Genomic DNA, 24,068 nt, shown 5'->3' with positions numbered 1-24,068 from the left:
GTTCGCCGCCGAGCCGATTGCGAAAAACCAAAAACCGCTCTATGGAGCGAGCGGCTGAATGAGGGCGGCCACTCAACACATTGCACAAGGTCGCCCCATGCCCGATGCTTTCTCCCGCGTCATCGCCTTCCTTGCCGTCGTTACTGCCCTGCTGTTTGCCGGGCTGCATTTCCACCAGGGCCACATCATCGCCACGCTCTATTTCATGACCGGCGCCGTATTGGTGACGGCGGTGACGCGCATGAATGTGAGACGGGGGCTGATTTAGGCGCCTGCCTGATCGAGGTTTGGAGGCCTTGAAAGATCGTCGGCAGATCGCCTTGACTTCGAGAGCCTGCCTCCCTTATATCGCGGCTCGCTTGGCCTTCGGGCGACGAGCGGGCGATTAGCTCAGCGGGAGAGCACACCCTTCACACGGGTGGGGTCGCAGGTTCAATCCCTGCATCGCCCACCATCCAACCTTCTGAAAAAGTTGGATGATCCCACGAGTTCCACCAATTTAGTTAGCGTTGCGAGCCTAGCGCGCCGCTGCGATCAGCCGCTCCGCCAGTTCCGGCGTCAGCGCGTCGAAATGCGAGATCACCAGAGTCGGTTCGAATTCGCGCACATGGCGGTCGGTATAGCCGAAATCGACGGCGACCACGGGAATGCCGGCCGCCTTGGCGGTGTCGATGTCGGTTTGCGAATCGCCGACCATCAAGGCGCTGTTCGGATCGCCGCCGGCGAGCCGGATCGTCTCGGTGAGATGGCGCGGGTCGGGCTTGCGGAAGGCGAATGTGTCCTGGCCGCAGATCGCGGCAAAATAGTTCGACATGCCAAGCGCGCCGATCAGCGTCGCGGAATTCGCTTCGTATTTGTTTGTGCAGACAGCCATCAGGTAGCCGGCGGCCTGGAAACGATCGAGCGCGGCGGTGACCCCGGGGTAGGGGCGGGACTTGCCGGGAATGTTCAGCGTGTAATGGTCGAGGAACAGCTTGAGGAGCCGGTCGTGCTCCTCGGCCGCCAGCGCCTTGTTCTGCGCGGCATGCGCGCGTTCGATCATGACGCGGCCGCCATGGCCGACGAAGCGCCTGAAACCGGCTTCGTCGATGGCGGCGAGGTCGCTTGCCGCCAGGCTATGGTTGAGGCTGTCGAGCAGGTCGGGCGCCGTGTCGACCAGCGTTCCATCCAGGTCGAAGACGATGATCGGGCGCGGCATGGGAGGTTCCTGTGGCGATTGAATTGCCGTAGCCGATACAGGGAGGGCCGGGTTCAAGCAAGAAGCCTCGATCGGTCCACAGCGGGGGCCTTTGACGGCCTTTGACGGGGCAGGCAAAAATGCTAGGAGGCGCGCGAAACCGGCGAAATCGGGGTCCCCATGGATGCAAGGCAGTTGAAGGTCGAAGCCGCGCGGGCAGCGCTCGCCCATGTCGGCAGCGGCATGCGGCTTGGCATCGGCACCGGCACCACGGCGGAAGAATTCGTGCGGCTGCTGGCGGAGAAGGTGTCGACCGGCCTCAAGGTTATCGGCGTGCCGACTTCGGAGCGCACCGCGGCACTCTGCCGCGAGCTCGGCGTGCCGCTCTCCACGCTCGAGGACACGCCGGAACTCGATCTTACCATCGACGGCGCCGACGAGGTCGACCCGAACCTGACCTTGATCAAGGGCGGCGGCGGCGCGCTGCTGCGCGAGAAGATCGTCGCGGCGGCGTCCGCTCGCATGATCGTCATCGCCGACAAGTCCAAGCTGGTCGAGACCCTCGGCCGCTTCCCGCTGCCGATCGAGGTCAACAAATTCGGCCTGCGCGCCACCCAGATAGCGATCGGGGCCGCCGCGGCAAAGCACGGCCTTTCCGGCCCGGTTACATTGAGGATGACGGGGGGGCAGCCATTTGTTACAGACGGCGGCCACTTTATCCTCGATGCATCTTTTGGCCGCATTCCGGATACAAGAGCGCTTTCGAATGCTCTCTTCGCCATTCCGGGCGTTGTCGAGCACGGTCTATTCATCGGGCTGGCGTCAACGGCCATCATCGCCGGCGGCGACGGTATCGAAACCGTCCATGCAGCCTGAAACCAGGGAGTTCTATCGACCATGATGTTGCCTAAACGAGTTCGCCGCCTTTCGATGCTTCTGGCGGCCTCGGCCGTCCTTGCGCTGTCCTCGCCGGTATTTGCGCAGGATATCAGCGAATCGCATCTGAAGGCCGCTCGCGCTGCGGTCGCGGCGATCCACGCCACGGACTCTTTCGACAACATCCTGCCGCAGGCGGCTGCGGCACTGGAGTCGCAGCTCATCCAGAAGAACCCCGACATGCAGGAGCTGATCGGCAAGACCGTGGCCGAGAAAGCACTCGGCCTTGCCTCGCGGCGCGCCGACCTCGAAAAGGAGGCGGCCATGGCCTATGCCAAGGTTTTCTCCGAGAAAGACCTCAACGACATCGCCACCTTCTACAGCTCGGAAGCCGGCAAGAAGCTGCTGGACAGCGGCCCCGCGGTGACGCGCGACCTCGTGAAGGCCGCCGACATCTGGCAGAACGGCGTAGCCCGCGATCTGGCGCAGCAGGTCGGCGAGACGCTTGCCGCCGCGGCCAAGGCCAAGGCGCCGGCAGCACCGGCTCCGGCCGCCACGGCGCCGGCCGATGGTTCCGCTCCGGCGGACAATTCAGCTCCCGCCGACAATTCAGCTCCTGCGGACGACTCGCAGAACTGATCCGCATCGCCGGCCAGCAGCCGCTGGACCACAAAGCCCGGGTTCGCCCGGGCTTTTCTTTTGCCGCTTTGCGGCCTACCTGTGACCCGTCTTTTCTCATCCGCAGGAGCCCAAGCGATGGCCGCTTATGACTATGATCTGTTCGTCATCGGCGGCGGCTCTGGCGGGGTGAGGGCGGCCCGGGTGGCGGCCTCCCTCGGCAAGCGGGTCGCCATTGCGGAGGAGTACCGGTTCGGCGGCACCTGCGTCATCCGAGGCTGCGTGCCGAAGAAGCTCTATGTCTACGCTTCACAGTTTCCCGAACATTTCGCCGACGCCGCGGGCTATGGCTGGACCGTGCCCGAGGCGAGCTTCGGCTGGCAGACGCTTGTCGCCAACAAGGACAAGGAGATCGCGCGGCTCGAGGCGAGCTACAAGAGGAATGTCGAAGGCTCCGGCGGCGAGACCTTCCACTCGCGCGCCGTGCTGGTCGATCCGCACTCGGTTTACTTGGTCGCCGAAGATCGCACCGTCAGCGCCGATCAGATTCTGATCGCTACCGGCGGGCGGCCAGCGCCGCATCCGGCGCTGGCAGGCCACGAATACTGCATCTTCTCCAATGAGGCCTTCGATCTGAAGGAGCTGCCGAAGGCGATCATGATCGAGGGCGGCGGCTACATCGCCGTCGAATTCGCCAACATCTTCCACGGTCTGGGCGTCGACACCACCCTGGTCTACCGCGGCCAGGAGATCCTCAGCCGCTTCGACATGGATCTGCGCCGCTCGCTGCATGAGACGATGGAGAAAAAGGGGATCAAGATCCTCTGCCCCGCAGTTTCGGAATGGGTGCGCAAGACCCCGGAGGGCAGGCTGGACGTGCTGTTGTCTTCCGGCCAAACCCTAACGGTCGACCAGGTCATGCTGGCGATCGGGCGTATTCCCAATACCGAGAATATGGGCCTGGAAGGCGTCGGCATCGAACTCAGTAAGACGGGCGCGATCGTGGTCGATCAGTACTCGCGCACCAATGTCGACAACATCTGGGCGATCGGCGACGTGACCCATCGCGTGCAGCTGACGCCGGTCGCCATCCACGAGGCGATGTGCTTCATCGAGACCGCCTTCAAGGACAATCCGACCGCGCCGGACCACGACACCATTGCGACGGCGGTGTTCTCGCAGCCGGAGATCGGCACCGTAGGCGTATCGGAAGACGAGGCGATCAAGCGCTTTCCCGACGTCGAGATCTACCGCGCCTCGTTCCGCCCGATGCGGCATACGTTGTCCGGCCGCGACGAGAAGATGCTGATGAAGCTTGTGGTCGACGGCGCGTCCAGGAAGGTGGTCGGCGCCCATATTCTAGGCCCCGATGCCGGCGAGATGGCGCAGCTTCTCGGCATCCCGCTGAAAGCTGGCCTTACCAAGGAGGACTTCGACCGCACCATGGCCGTGCACCCGACCGCGGCCGAGGAACTGGTGACGATGTACAAGCCGACCTATCGCGTGAAGAACGGCGAACGGGTCTAGCGATCGCTCCGGAGTCGACCTTGTCCGCCGCTCCGCTCGACCGCGATTTCGGCCTACGCATCGACCGCGTCATCGGTGCGGCCATGGAGGAGCAGCGCGTCGTCGGCGGCGTGATCCTGGTCTCGCAGCACGGCGCCGTGCTCTACCGCCGCGCCTTCGGCCTTGCCGACCGCGAACTGGGCAAGCCGATGATGCAGGACGCCATCTTCCGGCTGTCCTCCGTCACCAAGCCGATCGTGGCCGCCGCGGCATTGGCTCTGGTCGAGGCCGGCCAATTCGCGCTTGACGATCCGATCGCCAAGTTCATTCCAGAGTTCCGCCCGAAGATGCCTGGCGGCGAAGAGCCGACGATTACAGTGAGGCAGTTGCTCACGCATACCGCCGGCCTTGCTTATGGCTTCGCCCAGCCTGCCGGCAACGCCTATGAGCGCTCGCATGTGTCGGATGGGTTGGACCAGCCGGGGCTGTCCATGGCCGACAACCTGGCGCGCATCGCTTCGGTGCCGCTTGCTTACGCGCCCGGGACAGCCTGGGCCTATTCGGTGGCGATGGACGTGCTGGGCGAAGTGATGGCCAGGGCAGCCGGCACCTCGTTGCCGGATCTCGTCGATCGCCTGGTTGCTACACCGCTCGGCATGAGCGACAGCCGCTTTGGCGTGCGCGAGGAGAAGCGCTTGGCCGTTCCCTATGCCGACGATCCGTCCGGCGCTGTCAGAATGGGCGAGCATCATCTCGTGCCTTTTGGCGACGGCCTGATCTCGTTTGCTCCGGCGCGCGCCTTCAACCCGGCGTCCTTTCCTTCGGGCGGCGCCGGCATGAACGGTACCGCTGGCGATGTGCTGACATTTCTCGAAACGATCCGGACCGAAGGAGGCCCTGTCATTCGGCCCGGAACCGTCCGGGCGATGACGACCGACGCCATCGTCGGCATCGAGACGACACGGGCCGGCTGGGGCTGGGGGCTGGGATTTGCCGTCCTGCGCGACCCGGCCGCCGCGCAGACGCCGCAGGCAGTCGGGACCTGGCGCTGGGGCGGAGTTTACGGTCACTCGTGGTTTGTTGACCCGTCGGAAGGTCTCACGGTGGTGATGCTCACCAATACGGCGATCGCCGGCATGGCCGGTGCATTTCCGGATGCGGTACGCGACGCGATATACGGCGTCTGAGACAAAGTGGACCGCCGCGGGATAGAGCGGTTAGAAGAACCGCTCTATCCCTTTGTTCGTCGCAATTCCGGACGGAAAACCGCTCCGCACTTTTCTGGAATTGCTCGAGTGTCGGCGGCGGTAATGTCCGCAAGCCTAGAGCAGTGTGCCGCGAAGGATCACCAGCGCTACCGAGAAGTAGATCACCAGCCCGGTGACATCGACCAGCGTGGCGACGAACGGCGCCGAGGCGCTTGCCGGATCGAAGCCGATGCGCTTCAGCGCGAAGGGCAGCATCGATCCCGACAGCGAGCCGAAGGTGACGATGCCGATCAGCGCCGCGCCCACTGTCGCCGCAATCAGCATCCAGTGCGGACCGTAGTCGTAGAAGCCGAAATACTGCCAGAGCGCGATGCGGCAGATGCCGACGATGCCGAGTATGGAGCCAAGCACCACCCCGGTAGGCAGCTCGCGGAGCGCCACCCGCCACCAGTCGCGCAAACCGATCTCGCGCAGCGCCAGCGCGCGGATGACGAGCGACGTCGCCTGCGAGCCGGAATTGCCGCCGGAACTCATGATCAGGGGGATGAACAGCGTCAGCACGATCGCCTTTTCCAGCTCGCCCTCGTAGCTCTGCATGGCGTTGGCCGTCAGCATCTCGCTGAGGAACAGCGCGCAGAGCCAGCCGGCGCGCTTCTGGATCATGGCGAGGAAGCCCATCTTCATATAGGGGTCGTCCAGCGCCTCCATGCCGCCGAAGCGATGCACGTCCTCGGTCGTCTCCTCGATCATCGTGTCGATGATGTCGTCGACGGTGACGATACCGAGGATCCTGCCGTGGTCGACGACAGGCAAAGCGAGCAGGTCGTATTTGGAGATCGTCTGCGCCAGGTTCTCGCGATCGGTGAGCGGCGTCACCGTCACCGGCGCGCGGTCGGGCGCCACGGACAGGATCGAATCTTCCGGGTTGCCGGTGATCAGCCGGCGCAAGCCGGTCGAACGCAGCAGGAGCTGCGTGTCCGGATCGACGATGTAGATGGCGTAGATCGTTTCGCGCGTGCGCTCGACCTTGCGGATGTAGTCGAGCGTGCGGCCGACGGTCCAGTCCGAAGGCACGCTGACGAATTCCGTCGTCATGATCGAGGCGGCGCTGCCTTCCGGGTAACCCAGGATGGACAGCAGCGTCGCGCGCAACGGCGGCGCCAAGGCGCCGAGCAGCTCCGAGCGAGCCGGTTCGTCCAGCTCCCGCAGGATGTCGGCCGCGCGGTCGACCGACATGGCGGTCAGGAGCTTGCTTGCCTTCGGGCGCGGCAGGGCCTCGGCAAGCTCGGGTGCCGCTTCGAGTTCCGGCTGGTCGAAGATCTCGACCAGCCGCTCGAACGGCACGGCGCAGAGCAGCTCGATGACTGTCTCGCGGGGCTCGTGGTTGAGGGCTTCGACGACGTCGGCGACGTGATCGTTGGCAAGAACACGGGCGACGGCGACGGCTTCGTCGTCCAATACGGGTGCGAATTCGTTCATGGCTCACTCCTTGCCGTCCGGCAGGACGTGAGCCATCAGGTCACGTCAGGGCGGACGGCGGTTGCGTTCGACTGTGACTGTCGCCAGGCATGGCGGATTGACCTTTCTGCTCGCGGGGTTCGAGTTTGAATTTGGCGAGCGGGCGCAACATAGAAGCGGTTTTGGCCGAGTCAATCGCGAAGGGCGCTTAAAATGAATGCGGGGAGGCCGGATCGCGAGACTGTGATCGAGGCCGGCTCAAGCCGGGGCACCGTCACCGATCAAAGGCTTGGTATGACTGCTATTTCTGCTTCAGCCGGCGGAAGCGCAGCCACTTGTCCTCGACCGGCCGAGGCTGGGAGAGAATTGTGGTGAGCTCGCGCGGCAGGCTGGGAGCAAGCGGCTTCTTGGTGGCCACGCCCTCGGAGATCGAAACCACGCTGTGGTAGAATTCCTCGCCCGACAGCGAGCGCGGCGGCACCGCTTCGTGCATGACGCTGATGACGGTGACGTTCGGGCAATTGTCCTTGATCGCCTGGTGGAAGGCTATCTTGCCTTCGGGATCGAGCGCGGCAGTCGCTTCGTCGAGGAAGAGAAGTCCCGGCTGCCGCAGGATGATGCGCGCGACCACCAGCTTCTGCTTCTGGCCGCCCGAAAGCACCTGGTCCCAGATCTTGCCCTCGCGGCTTTCGTCGGCCAAGTGGCCGATGAAGTCGCCCAGACCGGCCTTGTGCAGGGCGGCCGCAACCTGCGTATCGCTATGATCGCTCTCTGAGCCCGGCAGGCACACGAGCTGCTTCAGCGAGACCTGCTGCAGCTTGATCTCCTGCGCGGCGTAGAAACTCGTCACGCCCTCGGGGAAGACGATGGTGCCGCGGCCGTAGGGCCACAGGCCGTTGATCGCCTTGATCAGCGAAGTCTTGCCGCAGCCGGACTCGCCCTTGAGGAAGGTCCACTCGCCGCGGCGGAAGCGCAAATTGGCGGCGCTGAGGAAGGGTGTCGCATCTTCGCCCTGATGCGCCAGTTCGAGCTTCTGGATGGTCAGGCCGAACACCGGATTCTGGCTGGCGTAGCTGAAGTCGGAGCGACCGGTCTGCTGATAGAATTCGCGCGGGTGCTGGACGTTTTCGATGGCCTCGGCGAGTTCGGTCACGCGTTGACTGTTGGCCCTCAGCGTCGCGATCGCAGGCATCACATGGATGAACCACGAGCACTGGCTGATCAACTGGGCGACCATTTCGGAGCCGGTGATGTAGCCCTTGTAGTCGAGGCGGTTATGGATGAACGACACGAGCCCTGGTGCATAGGCAACGATACGGGCGCCGACAAAATTGTAGATCAGCTCGAACGACGTGTAGCTGGTGTTGACGATGTTGAGCCGCCCCCACGTCTTGTCGATATCGATATAGAGCCTGTCATGCATCGACTTTTGCACGCCCTCACCATGCGAGGCGGCGACATGGAAGCTGCGGCGCAGGAATGTCGTCAGCTCACTGCGGTAGCTGCCCTCGGCCTGCTGCATGCGCACATTGAGCCGCTCGAGCAATCGCCCGAGCTTGACCGCGATCCAGGTGTTCAACGGCACGTAGGTGGCGACGGCAAGGAAAGCCAGTACTGCTGTGCCGTAGCTGCCCAGGAATTCCAGGCCTTTGACCTCAACCGATGACCCGATCAGGTTCTCACCGATAAAATAGAGCGACGTCGCCACGCCGAGCACGCCCATTGCGAGACCAATGGCGCCGCCGGTCATGTCCTTGATCGATTCCTGGATGCGCTGATCGATGTTGTCTGGAGCGACGATGCCGCCCGCCACCGAGCCGTGCTGCGCATGGAAATGGGTATGGTTGCCGTCGAGCAGGGCCAGGTTGAATTGGTTGTTCAGCCAGCCCCGCCATTTGCGGTGCAAAGTCGTCGAAACGAGATTGCGCACACCGGTAAGGCCGGCATCCTTCAGCACCACCAGCAGCACCAATATGCCGGCATTGGTCAGGATGGTCTGCAAGGGATGGGTATTGGCCGCGTCGTGCAGGAAGGCGATCGAATTGCCCAACTCGCCCAGCGCCATGGCAAACCAGACACCGGCCTTGCTGGACAGCGCCGTCAGCAGTGCGATAACGAGGGTGAGGGTCCAGGCTTCCTTCCACCGGTCGGAAAACCAGTAGGCTCGCATCAGCCCCCAGAATGTACGCATCGACGATACCGGCGTCAGGGACGAGGTCTTTGCCTCGCTGGATATTGGCTCCGGTATTGTACGTCGCGGTCTACCGACGCGAATCACGATCCCGCCCAAACCTTTCTTAGTTTTGTTACACAGGGTAACACCAATTGATCATTTTCCATTAATTTTCTGGCGGAGAATGTGAACACGGTTACCCGCCGTGGCACATGGGCAACAGAGAGTCGGTGCCGGCAGACCATTCGGTGCGCTGATTTCGGCTTTTATTCCAGCGTGTTAAGGGCAATTGAGCCAGCCGATTGAAAGCTTCCCCAAGGGAAGCAGAAAACACGGGTTTGTGAACGAAAAAGAGGTGCCGATCGGCCGAAATGGCTACTGCTCGGTGACGGGAATGCCCGAAAATCTGCCTTCCGTGAGCTCTCCAGGCTTGCCTGATTCGTCTTTTCCCAAAGCGCTGAAATGACCGGAAATGGTCTTTGCGGCTGGGTCGTATTTGTCGATGACGATCTCGCCGCTGGCGAAACGGACATGGCCGACCATGGCGCCGGAATCAAGGATATTGAAATTGGCGCTGCTCGCGGCCGCCCCGGCCTTGAGCTTATAGCTGCCGGCAAGGTCGTTCGGATCTCTGAGCACCAGCATCGAATTGAAGGTTTTGGTCGGCGAGCCCTGCTCGGTTCCCGACAGGTTCAGCATCGGCCTGCCGGCCATGTGCATGGTCTGGGCCAGGGTAAAGGATGCAGTCCAGGGTTTGCCTTCAAAAGTCGCCGACATGACGGCTTCCTCGGCGGACACGTGCTGCAATGTCAGCGGAAGGCCGAAGGCAAAAGGCAAGCACAGCAGCAACAATGCGCGACGCCTGACCGCCATTCGGTGCCCCCTCAAATCAGCTAAATCTTCACGGATCTTAGCGTAGCGCCGTGCTCAGGGCGATTCACCAGATCGTGTGCGGCGAGCCGACTGCTCCGTAACAGTAATCCAGGAAGGTGCGCGACGCGTTCCATCCGGAAGAGTGTGGAAGAACGCTCAGCCTGCGATGGTTTCCAACTCGCCGCGCGCTTTGGCCTGAGCCACCTGGCGGATCGCGTCGGCTAGCGTGTCGGCATCCTGCGCGCCCATCACCGCGTATTTGCCTTCGAGCAGGAAGCAGGGCACGCCGGTGATGCCCATGCGCGAGGCGGTGGCGATCTCGTTGCGGACGGCATCGACATCGGCATCGGTGGGCAGCAGCGTCTCGACCACCGATGCATCCATGCCGGCTTCGCCGGCGGCCTTCACCAGCACGGCATGGTCGCCGATATTGGCGCCTTCCTCGAAATTCAGCTGGAAGAGACTGCGCACCAGTCGGTTCTGCACGTCCTCGCCGGCAGCGCCCGCCCAGCGGATAACGCGATGAGCGTCCAGCGTGTTGGCGGCGACCTTGATGGCGCCAAATGCAAAATGGATGCCCTCGGCTTCGCCGAGCGGCTCGATGCGTGCGTGGATCTGCTGGATGCGTTCCTCGCTGCCGAACTTGCCGAGCATATATTGGCGGCGATCCATGCCTCCCGAAGGGATGGTCGGATCGAGCTGGAACGGCCGCCAGCGGACATGCACGTCGACATCGGCCGCGGCAATGGCCTTATCCAAACGCTTCTGGCCGATGAAGCACCAGGGACAGACGACATCGGACACCACGTCGACGGTGATGGAGTTCTCGGCGCTCATGCTCGTCTCCTGTTTGGTTCCGATTGGTTTGGGCTTTCTGTCGAAGAGATATGGAGCATGATGTCGTCCGAAAACCGCTTCACACTTTTCGGCATCATGCTCTGGCGTCAGTTGGGCTTTCGCCACCAGGTCGGCAGTTGATAGCCGAATATGGGGGTCTTTTGCGGATGTTCCAGATAACTCCAGTAGGCGAGCCATTGCTGCGTGTTGTATTGCATCGGCACCATGTAGTTGCCGGAGATCAGCAGCCGGTCGAGCACACGCACCGCCGCGACATAGTCTTCCTTGGTCCGGGCGTTCAGCATCGCGTCGATCGCGGCGTCGATCGCCGGATCGGCGACGCCGGCGAGGTTGAACGATCCTTCCGTTTTCGCGGCAACCGATCCCCAGCGGCCAAGCTGCTCGCTGCCCGGCGACAGCGAATTGCTGAAGCCGCTCGTGCCGATCAGAACCTCGAAGTCGAAACGCTGCTTGCGCGACTGGATCTGGTCGCCGTCGAGGGTGCGGATGCCGACGTCGATGCCGATCTTTTCCAGCGTGCGCTGATAGATGGCCGCCAGCCGCTCTTCATCCTGCGACGAAGTCAGGATCTCGAAGCTGAAAGGGTTTCCCTGCGGGTCGAGCATCTTGCCGTTCTGCACATGGAAGCCGGCGCTCTTCAGCAGCTCGAAAGCGGCTTTGAGCACCTTGCGATCCTGGCCCGAACCATCGGTGACCGGTGGACGCCAGGTGCCGTCCATCACGTCGCGCGGCACGCGGCCCGGGTAGGGGGCCAGCAGCGCCTTTTCACGGTCGTCGGCCGGATGGCCGAGCGCGGACAGCTCGGAATTCTGCCAATAGCTCATGGTGCGGTTGAACTTGCCGCCGAACAGGTTCTTGTTCGTCCATTCGAAGTCATAGAGCATGCCGAGCGCGCGCCGCACCACCGGGTTCGAGAACTTAGGCAGCCGGGTGTTGAACAGGAAGCCGGTCACCACCGGCGGAATGCCGGTGTTGAAATATTCTTCCTTCACGTCGCCCCTTTGGAACGCCGGAAAGTCGATGTCGCGCTCGCGCTTGACCGGATCGGTCTCGTCGTCGAGGGCGCAGATGCCTTTCTTGAACGCTTCCGTCTTGGCGTTGGCGTTGAGAAAATACTCGATGGTGACCTGGTCGAAATTGTCGAAGCCGCGTTTCGACGGAACGTCCTTGCCCCAGTAATCCGGATTCCGCTTGAAGACGATGCGCTGCCCCGGCAGCACCTTGTCCACGGTGTAGGGGCCGCTGCCGATCAGCGGCTTCAGCGTGGTCTTGTCGAAGGTGTCCTTGTTGAAGGCGTGCTTGGGAACGATGGGCGTCAGCGCGACGATCAGCGGGAATTCGCGGTTGGCCTTGTCGTTGAAGGTGAACTTCACGCTGTGCTCGCCGGTCTTCTCCAGCTTGGCGATCATGCTCATGCGGTCGCTATAAGGCGGGCGGCCCTTCTCGGCGAAGACGTCGTAGGTGAACAGCACGTCCTCTGGCGTCACCGGCTGGCCGTCCGACCATTTTGCGTCGGTGTTGAGATGGAACTCGATGGTCTTGCGATCCGGATCCATGTCGGCGCTGTCGGCCAGCAGCCCGTAGAGGCTGAAAGGCTCGTCATAGTTGCGCTGCATCAGCGGCTCGAAGACGAGATTGCCGTAAACCGTATCGATCATGCCGCGCGCCGTGGTGCGCAGGCTTTTCAGGATGAAGGGGTTGAGATTGTCGAAGGAGCCGACGACGCAATAGGTGACGCTTCCGCCTTTCGGCGCGTCCGGATTGACGTAGTCGAAATGCTTGTAGTCGGGCGGCAGCGCCGGCTCGCCCTGCATGGCGATGCCGTGTTTCGGCTCCGACTGTGCCGGAAGGAGCGAAAGAGCCAGAAACGACGTCGCGGCGATCAGCCGAACGAGAACGCGGTCCATGACCGTCTCCTTGCCGGGCGGCTTTGTGATTCGCCACGCACCGTAGAGCATTTCGCCAGCCGATTGAATCGGCGCGCCAACGGGAATCGGGTTCAGCCGCTCCATCGCCGATCGCACTCTTCCCCACGGACATCAAACCGGGAAGAAATCGCGGAAACCGGGCTGGATTCGGCGCCGCTGGCAGTGTAACACGCGCTCCGAAGTCATCCTGTTGCCTCATTTGGGCAACAGGTAGCTGGACCACACGGCACGAAGAAGCCGGTCCCCGGGATCATTTGAGAGGAAAGTGCACCATATGACGATCAACGCGTACCGCCTTTCGGTGCTGGCCGCAGGCGTGGTCGGCGTTCTGGGCGCCGGGCTTTTCACCGCCTCGGCCCAACAGCAGCCGCAAATTCCTCAGGGCTGGTTCAAGGCTTGCACCAAACAGGAAGACGTCGACATCTGTAATGTGCAGAACATCGTCACCGCAGGCAACGGCCAGCTCGTCACCGGCGTCAGCCTGATCGAGCTCAAGGGCAAGGTGAACCGCAAGGTCTTCCAGGTCACGGTCCCGACCGGCCGCCTGGTTCCTCCGGGCATCGCGCTGCAGATCGACTCCGGCAAGGCGCAGAAGCTCGATTATGTGATCTGCTTCCCGGATCGCTGCGTGGCGGAAGTGCCGCTGAGCGACCAGCTCGTCGCTTCCTTCAAGAAGGGGCAGGGCATCACGCTCACCTCGATCAACTTCCAGAACCAGCCGAACCCGATCAAGATCGCGCTCACCGGTTTCAGCGGCGCCTATGATGGCCCGCCGCTGCAGCAGTCGGACATCGAGGACCGGCAGAAAAAGCTGCAGGACTTCGTCGCCAAGAACAACCAGGACTTCGCCAAGAAGCTCAAGGACGAGCAGGACAAGGCCAAGACCGCGAACTGATCGCCGGAGCATGCTCTGGAACAAAAAAGCGGGGCAATTCGCCCCGCTTTTTTTGTTGTCGACGCGCTGTGCGCGCCTAGAGCAATTCCAGGAAAGTGCTAGCGGTTTTCCGTCCGGAATTGCATAAAAAGAGAAGAGGATAGGGCATTTCACAATTTCCGTGAAACAATGAAATGCTCTGCGTGGCGTGCTTTTGCGGCTCAGTGCTTCGACTGGCGCTTCGGCTCGTAGCGGCCGTCCGGCAGCTTGTCGAACATCTCGCCGATCTGCGGATGCCGCACCGGCTCGCCCGACCGGTCCTCGAGCAGGTTCTGCTCGGATACATAGGCGATGTATTCGGTCTCAGAATTCTCCGCCAGAAGATGATAGAAAGGCTGGTCCTTGCGCGGACGGACGTCGGCGGGAATGGCCTCATACCATTCCTCGGTGTTGGCGAATTCGGGATCGACGTCGAAGATCACGCCGCGGAACGGAAACAGCCTGTGGCGAACCACCTGCCCGATCGAGAACTTGGCCGTTTTCATCACGCTCACCACTTAGGTTCCGAGGCGCCATTTGTGGCTGCGCGCAAGGCGCCTAAGACCTTGAATTTACACGTCACGCCGCCAAAAATCGACCCCGACTTTCGGCTTGGGCCTATTTGGCGCAGGCGCTGCCGCAATTCAATAGCCGCACTCCATGTTGCAAGCTACGGATGGGCTACGCGTAAGGTTTCGCGCGTGGCGTGGAAGGAGGCGCTGATCGGCTTCTAATGCTCGGCCGGTTTGCGCAAGCCGCCGGCAATGGCGCGAAAGCCGCTGCCCGGCCGCAGCCCCTCGCGCATGAAGAAGGCTCGCAGCGGGGCGAAGCTGCCCAGCGCATTGAGGCCGGCGCTGCGTGCCAGCTGCGCCGGCAGCATGTCGGACAAGAGCGACATGTTGAGCAGATTCACCGCGCCGCTGCGCGCCCATATGTCGGGCCGGCGCCTCGTGTCATATGCGGCGAGGGCCCGGCGCGATCCAGGATCGGTGCTGTTTTCACTCGCGATTCCAATCAGATCTTCGATATCCCTGATGCCGAGGTTGAGGCCTTGGGCGCCGATCGGCGGAAACACATGCGCTGCTTCGCCGACCAGCGCCACGCGGTTTTGCGCGAAGCGGCCGGGCGAGGCCGCCGACAACGGATAGACCTGGCGACCCGGCTCGACGGAGACACGGCCAAGCATCGACTGCATCTGCTCCTCGACACGCGCCGACAAGGCTGCATCGTCGAGCGCCGCAAGCTCCTGCGCCGTCTCCGGCTTCACCACCCAGACAAGACTCGAACGCCTGCCGGGCAGCGGTACCTGCGTGAACGGCCCCGTTTCGGTGTGGAATTCAGTCGAGACAAAGCCATGCTCGCTGCGATGGCCAAAATTGAGAACAAGCGCCGACTGCGGATAAGGCCGCGCGGAGGCGCGAATGCCAGCGGCTTCGCGCGCCGGAGACAGGCGCCCATCGGCGGCGACCGCCAGCGCGGCCGAGATTTCGCTTCCGTCGGCCAGCCTTGCATCAGCCTGCTCGGCATCAAGGCTCCAGGACGCGACGGTGGATTTTAGCCAATGAATGCCCTCATGAGCTGAAACGGCCCTGGCAAGGATGGGCATAAGAGCCTTGTTCGGCAAATTGAGGCCGAACTGTTCCTCGCCGATCTCGCCGGCGCGGAAGGTCACCGTTGGGCTGCGGATCAGCCGCCTTGTGGCGTCGACGATACGCATCGCCTTGAGCGGCGCGGCCTGCGTCCTCAGTTCAGCAAGGACGCCCAGCCGTTCAAGGACCTTCAGCGCCGGATTCATGAGGGCCGTGGTGCGGCCGTCGGCGGTGTTGGCCTCGGGGCCGACCAACGTGACGTCGAAGCCGGCCCCGGCAAAGCCGAGCGCCGCGATCAAGCCGGCCGGACCGCTGCCGGCAACCAGGATGCGGGCTTTGTCGTTGTGCTCCACGCCAGGCTTCCACAATGAGAGGCGACCCGTCGGGCCTTCATCCGGATATAGGTCAGATCAGCCGGCTTGATCAACGCGGCGATTCAGCCCATTCGAATGCCATGAGCGGCGAGCAGCATGATTTCAGCCATCTCGACCGCGCCGGCCGCGCGACGGCGGGCGTCGCGCGCAGCCCGCGCCTCGCGGTCATGCTCACGATCGGCATCGGTATCGCCTTCGCCTGGTTCCTTCTCGGCGCAATGGCGATCCGCGGCGCCGAAAGTCGCCCTGCCGGCGCGCCCGGCGACATGCTGCTGAAAAATCTGCCAAGCCTGCCGTTGCCGGATTTTCTCGACCGGTTCTTTGCTCTGTGCCTAGCGCCGGCGCCGCTCGCAGGCCCGACCGTCCAGCAGGCGTCGGCGCTTGTGCTGATGTGGTTCCTGATGGCCGTGGCGACGATGCTGCCATCGGCGGCGCCGTTGATCCGCACCTATTGCGAAATCGCCGACACGGCGAGGATCAAGGGCGAACCCGCCGTTCATCCGCTGGTGCTTGTCGCCGGATATCTCAGCACATGGCTTGCCGCATCCGTGGGTTTCACGATGCTGACGCTCGCGGTCTACGCCTTCGCCGGTTCCGGCCGGATGCTCGATCCGGCCGTTGGCCTTGCCGGCGCCGCGGCGCTGCTTGTCGCGAGCCTTTATCAATTCAGCGGCGTGAAACGGGCATGCCTGGAAAAATGCCGGAACCCGTTCTCGATCCTCTTCGCCAACTGGAGCGCGAAACCGGGCCGCATCTTCCGTCTGGGATTGGAGCAGGGCGTCTGGTGCCTCGGTTGCTGCTGGGCGCTGATGCTGGTGATGTTCGCCGTCGGCGCAATGAACGTCTTCTGGATGGCGCTGATCGGACTGTTCACCCTGATCGAAAAACAGACCGCCGGCAGGGTGGCCAGCCGGGTTGCCGGTGCGATACTGCTTGTGTGGGCGGCAGCCCTGCTATTAGTTTCGGCGTAAGGGGAGAATTCGATGACCGACCAAAGCTGGGCAATGAAAGGGGAGCTGGTACTCTCCTGCAATTGCACGGTTTTCTGTCCCTGCGTGCTGTCGCTGGGCAGCCATCCGCCGACCGAGGGCTATTGCCAGACCTGGGCGGGCTTCCGCATCGACGCGGGCCATTTCGGCGAGGTCGACCTTTCCGGCCTCAATCTCGGCCTGATCATGGAAATTCCCGGTTATATGAGCCGCGGCAACTGGACGGCCGGCCTGTTCATCGACAAGCGCGCCTCGATCTATGCGGTGAAGGCGCTGACCAAGATCTTCACCGGCAAGGCCGGCGGCACCACCTCTTTGCTGTCGATCCTCGTCGGGAAATTCCTCGGCGTCGAGCAGGCGCCGATCACCTATGAGACGCGCGACAAGACACGCGTCTTCCAGATACCGAAAATCATCGACGGCGCGGTGACGCCTATCCCAGGCAAGGACCGCGAGAAGGATACGGTGATCACCAATTCCGAATATTGGATCGCGCCGGAGATCATCGTGGCGAAGTCCGACAAGAGCAAGATGCGCGCCTTCGGCCGCAACTGGAATTTCGGCGGCCGCTCGGCCGAAATCTGCAAGCTGGACTGGCGGGGACCGTGAGCAAGAACACAAGGGCCGGCAAGGCAGCCAAGAAGATCGCGGAACGGATCCCGTTGCCGAAGAAGAAGGTGACGTGGCCGCAGGCGCGCGCGTTCTCCGTCCATCTTCTCACCGCGTCGGGATCGTTCCTCGCGTTCCTGTCGCTGGTGGCGGCGAGCGAGGAGCGCTGGACGGCGATGTTCTGGTGGCTTGGGCTGGCGCTGTTCGTGGACGGCATCGACGGGCCGATCGCCAGGAAGCTCGAGGTGAAGGAAATCCTGCCGACATGGTCGGGCGAACTCCTCGACAACATCATCGATTACGTCACTTACGTGCTCATTCCGGCCTTCGCGCTCTATCAACGCGGCTTCATGGGAGAGAACCTGTCCTTCCTGTCGGCAGCCATCATCGTCGTCTCCAGCGCGATCTATTATGCCGACACCGGCATGAAGACGAAGGAGAACTTCTTCAAGGGGTTCCCGGTCGTCTGGAACATGGTGGTGTTCACGCTCTTCGTCATCGAGCCCGGGCAATGGGTGTCTTTCGCCGTGGTGGTGGTCGCCGGCATTTTGACTTTCCTGCCGATCAACTTCATCCATCCGGTGCGCGTCGTGCGGCTGAGGCCGGTCAATCTCGGCATCACGCTTTTGTGGTGCGCCTTCGGCGCGCTGGCGCTGGCGCAGGCCGCGCTTGCCAGCTTCTACAACAAGATCGGCGTGCTGGGTGAGCAGGTCAGCGACTTCACCAAGATCGGCATCACCATCACCGGCCTCTATCTCGCCTGCATCGGGGGCATCATGCAGATGTTCCCCAATCTGGGCGCCAAGAAGCCCTGATCCTGGATCAGGATATTTCTGGTCGAATGGTCATCCTGGCCTAACTGTCCATCGGCGCAAGCGTCCGAAAAATCGGTGCTCCCTTTCGGAACATGTTCCAGATTGTTTACCTTCAGAGAGTTGAGCGATGTCCAAGGCAATCCGCATTCACGCCAATGGCGGCCCCGAAGTCCTGGCTTATGAAAATGCCGATCCCGGCCAGCCGGGAGAAGGCCAGATCCTGATTCGGCACACGGCGATCGGCCTCAACTTCATCGACGTCTATTACCGTTCGGGGCTTTACCCGCCACCCGGCGGCTTTCCGCTGATCCCGGGCGGCGAGGCGGCGGGCATCGTGCTGGCGCTCGGCAACGGCGTCGACTGGCTGAAGCCAGGCGACCGCATCGCCTATGCCGTCAATGTCGGGGCTTATGCCGAACAACGGGTGATCGCCGCCGACCGTGCGGTCAAAGTGCCGGACGGCATCAGCGACGAGCAGGCGGCGGCGATGATGCTGAAAGGCATGACGGCGGAATATCTCTTGCGCCGCACCTTCCCGGTGAAGGCGGGCGACACGGTCCTTTACCACGCGGCGGCCGGCGGCGTCGGCCTGATCCTCGGCCAATGGGCAAAGCATCTCGGCGCGACCGTGATCGGCACCGCGAGCTCCGCCGATAAGATCGAGCTCGCCCGGGCGCATGGCTTCGACCACGTCATCAACTACAAGGAGCAGGATTTCGTCGCCGGCGTCGCCGCACTGACCGGCGGGAAGAAATGCGACGTCGTCTACGATTCCGTCGGCGCCGACACCTTTCCGGCATCGCTCGACTGCCTGCGGCCGCTCGGCATGTTCGTCAGCTTCGGCCAGTCGTCCGGACCGATCCCGCCTTTCTCCATGTCGCTGCTGGCACAGAAAGGCTCGATCTATGCGACCCGGCCGACGCTGTTCGTCTACAACGCCAAGCGCGAGGATCTGGTGAAGTCGGCCGAAGCGCTTTTCGACGTGGTCAAGAGCGGCGCCGTCGAGATCAAGATCAACCAGCGCTATGCGCTGAAGGACGCTGCAAAGGCGCAAGCCGATCTCGAAGCCCGCAAGACTACGGGCACGACAGTCCTCATCCCCTAGAGCTTCACCGCTACATACCTTTCGGCACCAAACACCTAGCCGACTGCCTTGTTTTTCAGCGGCTTGCCGTGCCCGAAGGCACGGCTTGCCTGAAAAAGCGATGCGGATTGCCGTTGTTCTCAAGAGGTCTATCTTAGCCCTTGAGTTTCCGCTGAAATTCTTGAAGCTCTTTCAAGTTGGGTGCTGCTTTCCGATGGGAGCCGGCCGCGCATACCATGACAGCGGGAACACAGAACATATCCGGGAAACTGGATGGGAGGCACTGTGAGTGCAAATCATGACAGGTCGAACCTGCTCGAGGTTCGTGGCCTTACCAAGATTTTCGGCACGCTGACGGCGTGCGATCACATCGATCTCAACATCGCGAAGGGCGAGATCCACGCGCTGCTCGGCGAGAACGGCGCCGGCAAGTCGACGCTGGTCAAGCTGCTGTTCGGATCGCTCGAGCCGAATTCGGGCGAGATTTTCTGGGACGGCAAGCCGGTCCAAATCACCAGCCCGGGGGTGGCCAAGAAGCTGGGCATCGGCATGGTGTTCCAGCATTTCTCGCTCTTCGAAGCGCTCACGGCAGCCGAGAACATCGCGCTTTCACTCAATGACGGTTCGCCGATCAGCACCATTGCGGCGAAGGCGAGGGCGCTTTCCTACAGCTACGGCCTGCCGCTCGATCCGGAGTCGCTGGTCGGCGATCTCTCCGTCGGCGAACGCCAGCGCATCGAGATCATCCGTTGCCTCTTGCAGACGCCGCAGCTCATCATCCTCGACGAGCCGACCTCGGTGCTGACGCCGCAGGAAGCCGACAAGCTGTTCGAGACGCTGGAGCGCCTGCGCTCGGAAGGCAAATCGATCCTCTACATCTCGCACCGGCTGGAAGAGGTCAAACGCATCTGCGACCGCGCCACGGTGCTTCGCCACGGCAAGGTCGTCGGCCACTGCAATCCGCGTGAGGAGACGGCCGCATCGCTTGCCCGCATGATGGTCGGCAGCGAGGTGAAGGCGGTGGTGCGCGCGCCGGCCGAAGGCATCGAGACGGCGCCGGCGCTGCTGGAAATCCGCGGCCTCAGCCGCAAGCCGGCGACGCCCTTCGCCATCCCGCTCAAGAACATCAATCTCACCGTGCGCGCCGGCGAAGTGATCGGCATCGCGGGTGTGGCCGGCAACGGCCAGGGCGAGTTCTTCGAATCCGTCTCCGGCGAAGTGCTGCAGCAGGATGCCGGTTCCGTACGCATCCGAGGCAAGGACGCCGGCGAGCTGCCGATCACCGGCCGCCGCCTAATGGGAGCCGCCTTCGTGCCTGAAGAGCGCCTGGGCCATGGCGCGGCGCCGCGCATGAAGCTTTCGGAGAACCTGCTTCTGTCCCGCCATGCCACCGACGGCAAAGCTTTCGTCGGCTCGGGCATGGTCAGGAACGGCGCGGTTTACAGCGCCGCCCAGCGCATCATCAAAGCCATGGACGTGCGCAAGAGCGCGCCCGATCCGGAGGCGGCGGCGCTGTCGGGCGGCAATCTGCAGAAATTCATCGTCGGCCGCGAGCTCGACCGCAAGCCGAGCGTCATGATCGTCAACCAGCCGACCTGGGGCGTGGACGCAGGCGCTGCCGCCCACATTCGTCAGGCGCTGATCGAGCTAGCCCGCAGCGGTTCGGCGGTCCTGGTCATCAGCCAGGATCTCGATGAATTGTTCGAACTGTCGGACGCGATCGCCGTCATGCACAACGGAGAATTGTCGGCGCCGCTGCCTATCGCCGAAGCGACGTTCGAGAAGATCGGCCTCTTGATGGGCGGCGCAGAGCCCGGCCACGCCGAACACAGAATGGAGGTGGCATGATGCGCATCGAACTCGTCAAACGCCCGCAGCGCTCGGCGCTGTTCTCGATGCTGTCGCCCTTCATCGCCTTCGCGCTGACGATAATTGCCGGCGCCATCATGTTCGCATTGCTCGGCGTCAATCCGCTCAATGCCTTCGAGATCTATTTCGTCGAGCCGATCAGCCAGGTCTGGCAGTTGCATGAGTTGGCCATCAAGGCGGCACCGCTGATCCTGATCGCGGTCGGCCTATCGGTCTGCTACAAGGCCAACATCTGGAACATCGGCGCCGAAGGCCAGTTCATTTTCGGCGCGATCTTCGGCTCGATCCTCCCGGTATTGTTCCCGCAATTCGAAGGCCCGCTGGTGATCCCGCTGATGCTCTTGCTGGGCATGGTCGGCGGAGCGCTCTACGCATCGATCCCGGCGCTCTTGAAGACCCGTTTCAGCACCAATGAGATCCTCACCAGCCTGATGCTGGTCTATGTGGCGCAGCTTTTCCTCGACTGGCTGGTGCGCGGCCCGTGGCGCGATCCGCAAGGCCACGGCTTTCCGCAGACCATCCAGTTCGGCGACTCGGCCGTGCTGCCGGAGCTGATGCCGGATGCCGGCCGCGCCAATTGGGGTTTCGTCTTCGCGCTGGTCGCCGCGGTGGCGATCTGGCTGATGATGAGCCGCATGCTGAAAGGTTTTGAAGTGCGCGTGCTGGGCTCCAGCCCTAGGGCAGGGCGCTTCGCCGGCTTCGGCTTCAACCGCATGGTCTTCTTCACCTTTCTTTTGTCCGGGGCGCTGGCCGGTCTGGCGGGCATCTCCGAGGTCTCCGGCGCCATCGGTCAGTTGCAGCCGGTGATCTCGCCCGGATATGGCTTCACCGCCATCATCGTCGCCTTTCTTGGTCGCCTCAATCCACTCGGCATCGTCGCCGCGGGCCTGGTGCTGGCACTGACCTATCTCGGCGGCGAGGCGGTGCAGAGCGCGCTCGGCATCTCCGACAAAGTGGCGCGCGTCTTCCAGGGCATGCTCCTGTTCTTCGTGCTCGGCTGCGACACGCTGATCCACTACCGCATTCGCCTGATCGGCATGGCGCTGATGAAGCCGAACGGCGCGAAGCTCGAAGCAGCGCCCAAGCTCGAGGAGGCTCGCTGATGGACATCACCGTCAACATCCTTTTGACCATCGCGACAGCGGCGACGCCACTTCTGATCGCGGCGATCGGCGAGCTTGTGGTCGAGCGCTCCGGCGTGCTCAATCTCGGTGTCGAGGGTATGATGATCATGGGCGCCGTGGGCGGCTTCGGCGCCGGCTATCTTACCGGATCGCCGTGGATCGGCCTGCTGGCCGCGATCATCGTCGGTGCGCTGTTCTCGCTGCTATTCGCCGTCATGACGCTGTCGCTCGCGACCAACCAGGTGGCGACCGGCCTGTCGCTGACGCTGCTCGGCCTCGGCCTCTCCGGCATGATCGGCACCAGCTTCGTCGGCCAGCCGGGCGTCAGGCTGCCCAACCTCAACATTCCCGGGATCAGCTCGATCCCGGTCGTCGGCAAGCTGATCTTCGGCCAGGACCCGGTGTTCTACATCTCGATCGCGCTGACCGCGGCGGTGATGTGGTTCCTGTTCAGGACGCGCACGGGGCTTACGCTGCGCTCGATCGGCGACAGCCATACGTCGGCGCACGCACTCGGCATCAAGGTGATCCGTTACCGCTATCTCGCGGTGATCTTCGGTGGCGCCTGTGCCGGCCTTGCCGGCGGGCATCTGTCGCTGGTCTACACGCCGCAATGGGTCGAGAACATGAGCGCGGGCCGCGGCTGGATCGCGCTGGCGCTGGTGGTGTTCGCTTCCTGGCGCCCGTGGCGGGTGCTGGCCGGCGCCTATATCTTCGGCGCAGTGTGGATCGGCCAGCTTCATGCACAGGCTTTTGGCATTCCGGTGCCTTCGCAGTTTCTTTCTTCGCTGCCCTATCTGGCAACCATCGTGGTTCTCGTTCTAATCTCCCGCAACAAGCGGCTGACGATGATGAACACGCCGGCTTCGTTGGGGCAGCCATTCGTTCCGGATCGTTGACGACAACAAAAAGACGGGAAGCTCCAAGGCTTAACTCAGAGAGGTAACACAATGAAAAAACTGCTTATTGCGTTGATGACCACGGCTGCGGCCCTGTCGCTGGCGGCAACCGCCGAGGCCGCCGACAAGCTGAAGGCCTGCTGGGTCTATACCGGTCCGATCGGCGACTTCGGCTACTCCTACCAGCACGACCAGGGCCGCCTTGAGGTCGAGAAGGCGCTCGGCGACAAAATCGAGACCGCCTATCTCGAAAACGTGTCGGAAGGCCCGGATGCCGACCGCGCTTTCGAGCGCCTGGCGCGTGAGAACTGCAAGATCATCTTCGGCACCTCTTTCGGCTTCATGGACGCCATGGTGAAGGTCGCCAAGAAGTTCCCCAAAGTGATGTTCGAGCACGCGACCGGTTTCAAGACCGGCGACAATCTGGGCATCTACAACGCCCGCTTCTATGAGGGCCGCTATGTGCTCGGCCAAATCGCGGCCAAGGAATCGAAGAAAGGCCTCGCCGGCTACATCGTTTCCTTCCCGATCCCGGAAGTGGTGATGGGCATCAATTCCTTCATGCTCGGCGCGCAGTCGATCAATCCCGATTTCAAGGTCAAGATCGTGTGGGTGAATTCCTGGTTCGACCCGGGCAAGGAGGCCGACGCCGCCAAGGCGCTGTTCGACCAGGGCGCCGACATCATCGTCCAGCACACCGATTCGACCGCTGCGCTGCAGGTGGCCGAGGAGCGTAAGCTGCACGGCTTCGGCCAGTCGTCCGACATGATCAAGTTCGCGCCGAACGCGCAGCTGACCTCGCTGACCGACGAATGGGGTCCGTATTACATCAGCCGGGTCCAGGCCGCACTCGACGGCACCTGGAAGCCGGACAATGTCTGGCTCGGCATCAAGGACGGCGCGGTCAAGCTCGCGCCCTTCACCAACATGCCCGACGACGTGAAGGCGATGGCCGAGGCGACCGAGAAGAAGATCGCCGGCGGCTGGAATCCCTTCACCGGACCTGTGTCCAAACAGGACGGCTCGCCTTGGCTAAAGGATGGCGAGGTCGCCGACGACGCCACGCTGCTCGGCATGAATTTCTACGTCAAGGGCATCGACGACAAGCTGCCGCAGTAAGCGGCAAGT

Annotated in this window: 22 protein-coding genes and 1 tRNA gene; 15 read left to right on the top strand and 8 right to left on the bottom strand. The window is 62.9% G+C overall.

Annotated elements, in window-relative coordinates; all coding sequences use genetic code 11:
* Positions 1–97: 97 nt before the first annotated feature.
* Entirely contained in the window at positions 98–268 is a 171-nt protein-coding gene (locus tag P9273_RS08590) for a hypothetical protein (protein WP_167449170.1), read from the top strand.
* Between the two features lie 111 nt (positions 269–379).
* A tRNA-Val gene (locus P9273_RS08585) sits at positions 380–454 on the top strand.
* A 63-nt stretch (positions 455–517) separates the two neighbouring features.
* Here the strand turns inward: P9273_RS08585 and gph are convergent.
* Positions 518–1,198 (bottom strand): phosphoglycolate phosphatase, encoded by a 681-nt coding sequence (gene gph / locus P9273_RS08580; protein WP_278048506.1) that lies wholly within the window; start codon positions 1,196–1,198, stop codon positions 518–520.
* A gap of 159 nt (positions 1,199–1,357) precedes the next feature.
* Between gph and rpiA the strand changes: the two genes are divergently transcribed.
* From rpiA to P9273_RS08560, 4 genes are all read left to right on the top strand, one after another.
* Positions 1,358–2,053 carry a ribose-5-phosphate isomerase RpiA gene (rpiA, locus tag P9273_RS08575; RefSeq protein WP_278048505.1) on the top strand — a complete coding sequence of 232 codons (696 nt, stop codon included), beginning with the start codon at positions 1,358–1,360 and terminating at the stop codon, positions 2,051–2,053.
* A gap of 21 nt (positions 2,054–2,074) precedes the next feature.
* Complete coding sequence (locus P9273_RS08570; RefSeq protein WP_040994802.1) at positions 2,075–2,692, top strand: DUF2059 domain-containing protein; 618 nt, start codon at positions 2,075–2,077, stop codon at positions 2,690–2,692.
* Between the two features lie 117 nt (positions 2,693–2,809).
* Entirely contained in the window at positions 2,810–4,198 is a 1,389-nt protein-coding gene (gene gor / locus P9273_RS08565; RefSeq protein WP_278048504.1) for a glutathione-disulfide reductase, read from the top strand.
* A gap of 20 nt (positions 4,199–4,218) precedes the next feature.
* A complete protein-coding gene (locus P9273_RS08560) occupies positions 4,219–5,364 on the top strand; it encodes a serine hydrolase domain-containing protein (protein WP_278048503.1) in 1,146 nt (381 codons plus the stop codon).
* A 135-nt stretch (positions 5,365–5,499) separates the two neighbouring features.
* On the opposite strand, the gene mgtE is transcribed toward P9273_RS08560, so the two are convergent.
* The 5 genes from mgtE to P9273_RS08535 form a co-directional block, all read right to left on the bottom strand.
* Complete coding sequence (gene mgtE, locus P9273_RS08555; protein ID WP_278048502.1) at positions 5,500–6,864, bottom strand: magnesium transporter; 1,365 nt, start codon at positions 6,862–6,864, stop codon at positions 5,500–5,502.
* 280 nt (positions 6,865–7,144) lie between these two features.
* Positions 7,145–9,034, bottom strand: a complete 1,890-nt coding sequence (locus P9273_RS08550; RefSeq protein WP_278048501.1) for an ABC transporter ATP-binding protein/permease — start codon at positions 9,032–9,034, stop codon at positions 7,145–7,147.
* A gap of 357 nt (positions 9,035–9,391) precedes the next feature.
* Positions 9,392–9,793, bottom strand: a complete 402-nt coding sequence (locus P9273_RS08545) for a DUF6252 family protein (protein WP_278048500.1) — start codon at positions 9,791–9,793, stop codon at positions 9,392–9,394.
* A gap of 252 nt (positions 9,794–10,045) precedes the next feature.
* Positions 10,046–10,726, bottom strand: a complete 681-nt coding sequence (locus P9273_RS08540) for a DsbA family oxidoreductase (protein WP_278048499.1) — start codon at positions 10,724–10,726, stop codon at positions 10,046–10,048.
* A gap of 107 nt (positions 10,727–10,833) precedes the next feature.
* The gene (locus P9273_RS08535) at positions 10,834–12,654 is read right to left on the bottom strand and encodes an extracellular solute-binding protein (protein WP_278048498.1); all 1,821 of its coding nucleotides are present in this window, start codon (positions 12,652–12,654) and stop codon (positions 10,834–10,836) included.
* Between the two features lie 295 nt (positions 12,655–12,949).
* Between P9273_RS08535 and P9273_RS08530 the strand changes: the two genes are divergently transcribed.
* Positions 12,950–13,570 (top strand): invasion associated locus B family protein, encoded by a 621-nt coding sequence (locus P9273_RS08530; RefSeq protein ID WP_040982846.1) that lies wholly within the window; start codon positions 12,950–12,952, stop codon positions 13,568–13,570.
* 200 nt (positions 13,571–13,770) lie between these two features.
* On the opposite strand, the gene hspQ is transcribed toward P9273_RS08530, so the two are convergent.
* Together hspQ and P9273_RS08520 are read right to left on the bottom strand one after the other, a co-directional pair.
* Positions 13,771–14,094 carry a heat shock protein HspQ gene (gene hspQ / locus P9273_RS08525; protein ID WP_040983419.1) on the bottom strand — a complete coding sequence of 108 codons (324 nt, stop codon included), beginning with the start codon at positions 14,092–14,094 and terminating at the stop codon, positions 13,771–13,773.
* A 224-nt stretch (positions 14,095–14,318) separates the two neighbouring features.
* Complete coding sequence (locus P9273_RS08520; protein WP_278048497.1) at positions 14,319–15,530, bottom strand: UbiH/UbiF family hydroxylase; 1,212 nt, start codon at positions 15,528–15,530, stop codon at positions 14,319–14,321.
* A 101-nt stretch (positions 15,531–15,631) separates the two neighbouring features.
* Between P9273_RS08520 and P9273_RS08515 the strand changes: the two genes are divergently transcribed.
* From P9273_RS08515 to P9273_RS08480, 8 genes are all read left to right on the top strand, one after another.
* Positions 15,632–16,522 carry a DUF2182 domain-containing protein gene (locus P9273_RS08515; protein ID WP_278048496.1) on the top strand — a complete coding sequence of 297 codons (891 nt, stop codon included), beginning with the start codon at positions 15,632–15,634 and terminating at the stop codon, positions 16,520–16,522.
* A gap of 12 nt (positions 16,523–16,534) precedes the next feature.
* Complete coding sequence (locus P9273_RS08510; RefSeq protein ID WP_278048495.1) at positions 16,535–17,149, top strand: DUF1326 domain-containing protein; 615 nt, start codon at positions 16,535–16,537, stop codon at positions 17,147–17,149.
* Between the two features lie 53 nt (positions 17,150–17,202).
* Positions 17,203–17,964 carry a phosphatidylcholine synthase gene (gene pcsA, locus P9273_RS08505; protein WP_442920207.1) on the top strand — a complete coding sequence of 254 codons (762 nt, stop codon included), beginning with the start codon at positions 17,203–17,205 and terminating at the stop codon, positions 17,962–17,964.
* Positions 17,965–18,091: 127 nt separating this feature from the next.
* Complete coding sequence (locus P9273_RS08500; protein ID WP_278048493.1) at positions 18,092–19,069, top strand: quinone oxidoreductase family protein; 978 nt, start codon at positions 18,092–18,094, stop codon at positions 19,067–19,069.
* 252 nt (positions 19,070–19,321) lie between these two features.
* Complete coding sequence (locus P9273_RS08495) at positions 19,322–20,896, top strand: ABC transporter ATP-binding protein (protein WP_278048492.1); 1,575 nt, start codon at positions 19,322–19,324, stop codon at positions 20,894–20,896.
* Positions 20,893–22,020, top strand: a complete 1,128-nt coding sequence (locus P9273_RS08490) for an ABC transporter permease (RefSeq protein WP_040994781.1) — start codon at positions 20,893–20,895, stop codon at positions 22,018–22,020. The genes P9273_RS08495 and P9273_RS08490 overlap by 4 nt, the downstream gene beginning before the upstream one ends.
* Complete coding sequence (locus tag P9273_RS08485) at positions 22,020–22,940, top strand: ABC transporter permease (RefSeq protein ID WP_278048491.1); 921 nt, start codon at positions 22,020–22,022, stop codon at positions 22,938–22,940. The genes P9273_RS08490 and P9273_RS08485 overlap by 1 nt, the downstream gene beginning before the upstream one ends.
* 51 nt (positions 22,941–22,991) lie before the next feature.
* Entirely contained in the window at positions 22,992–24,059 is a 1,068-nt protein-coding gene (locus P9273_RS08480) for a BMP family ABC transporter substrate-binding protein (protein ID WP_278048490.1), read from the top strand.
* The last annotated feature ends 9 nt before the right edge of the window (positions 24,060–24,068 follow it).

Origin of the sequence: Mesorhizobium sp. WSM4935 (assembly GCF_029625735.1) — a bacterium.
Classification (GTDB): Bacteria; Pseudomonadota; Alphaproteobacteria; order Rhizobiales; family Rhizobiaceae; genus Mesorhizobium.
This window is presented reverse-complemented; position numbering and strand designations above follow the sequence as displayed.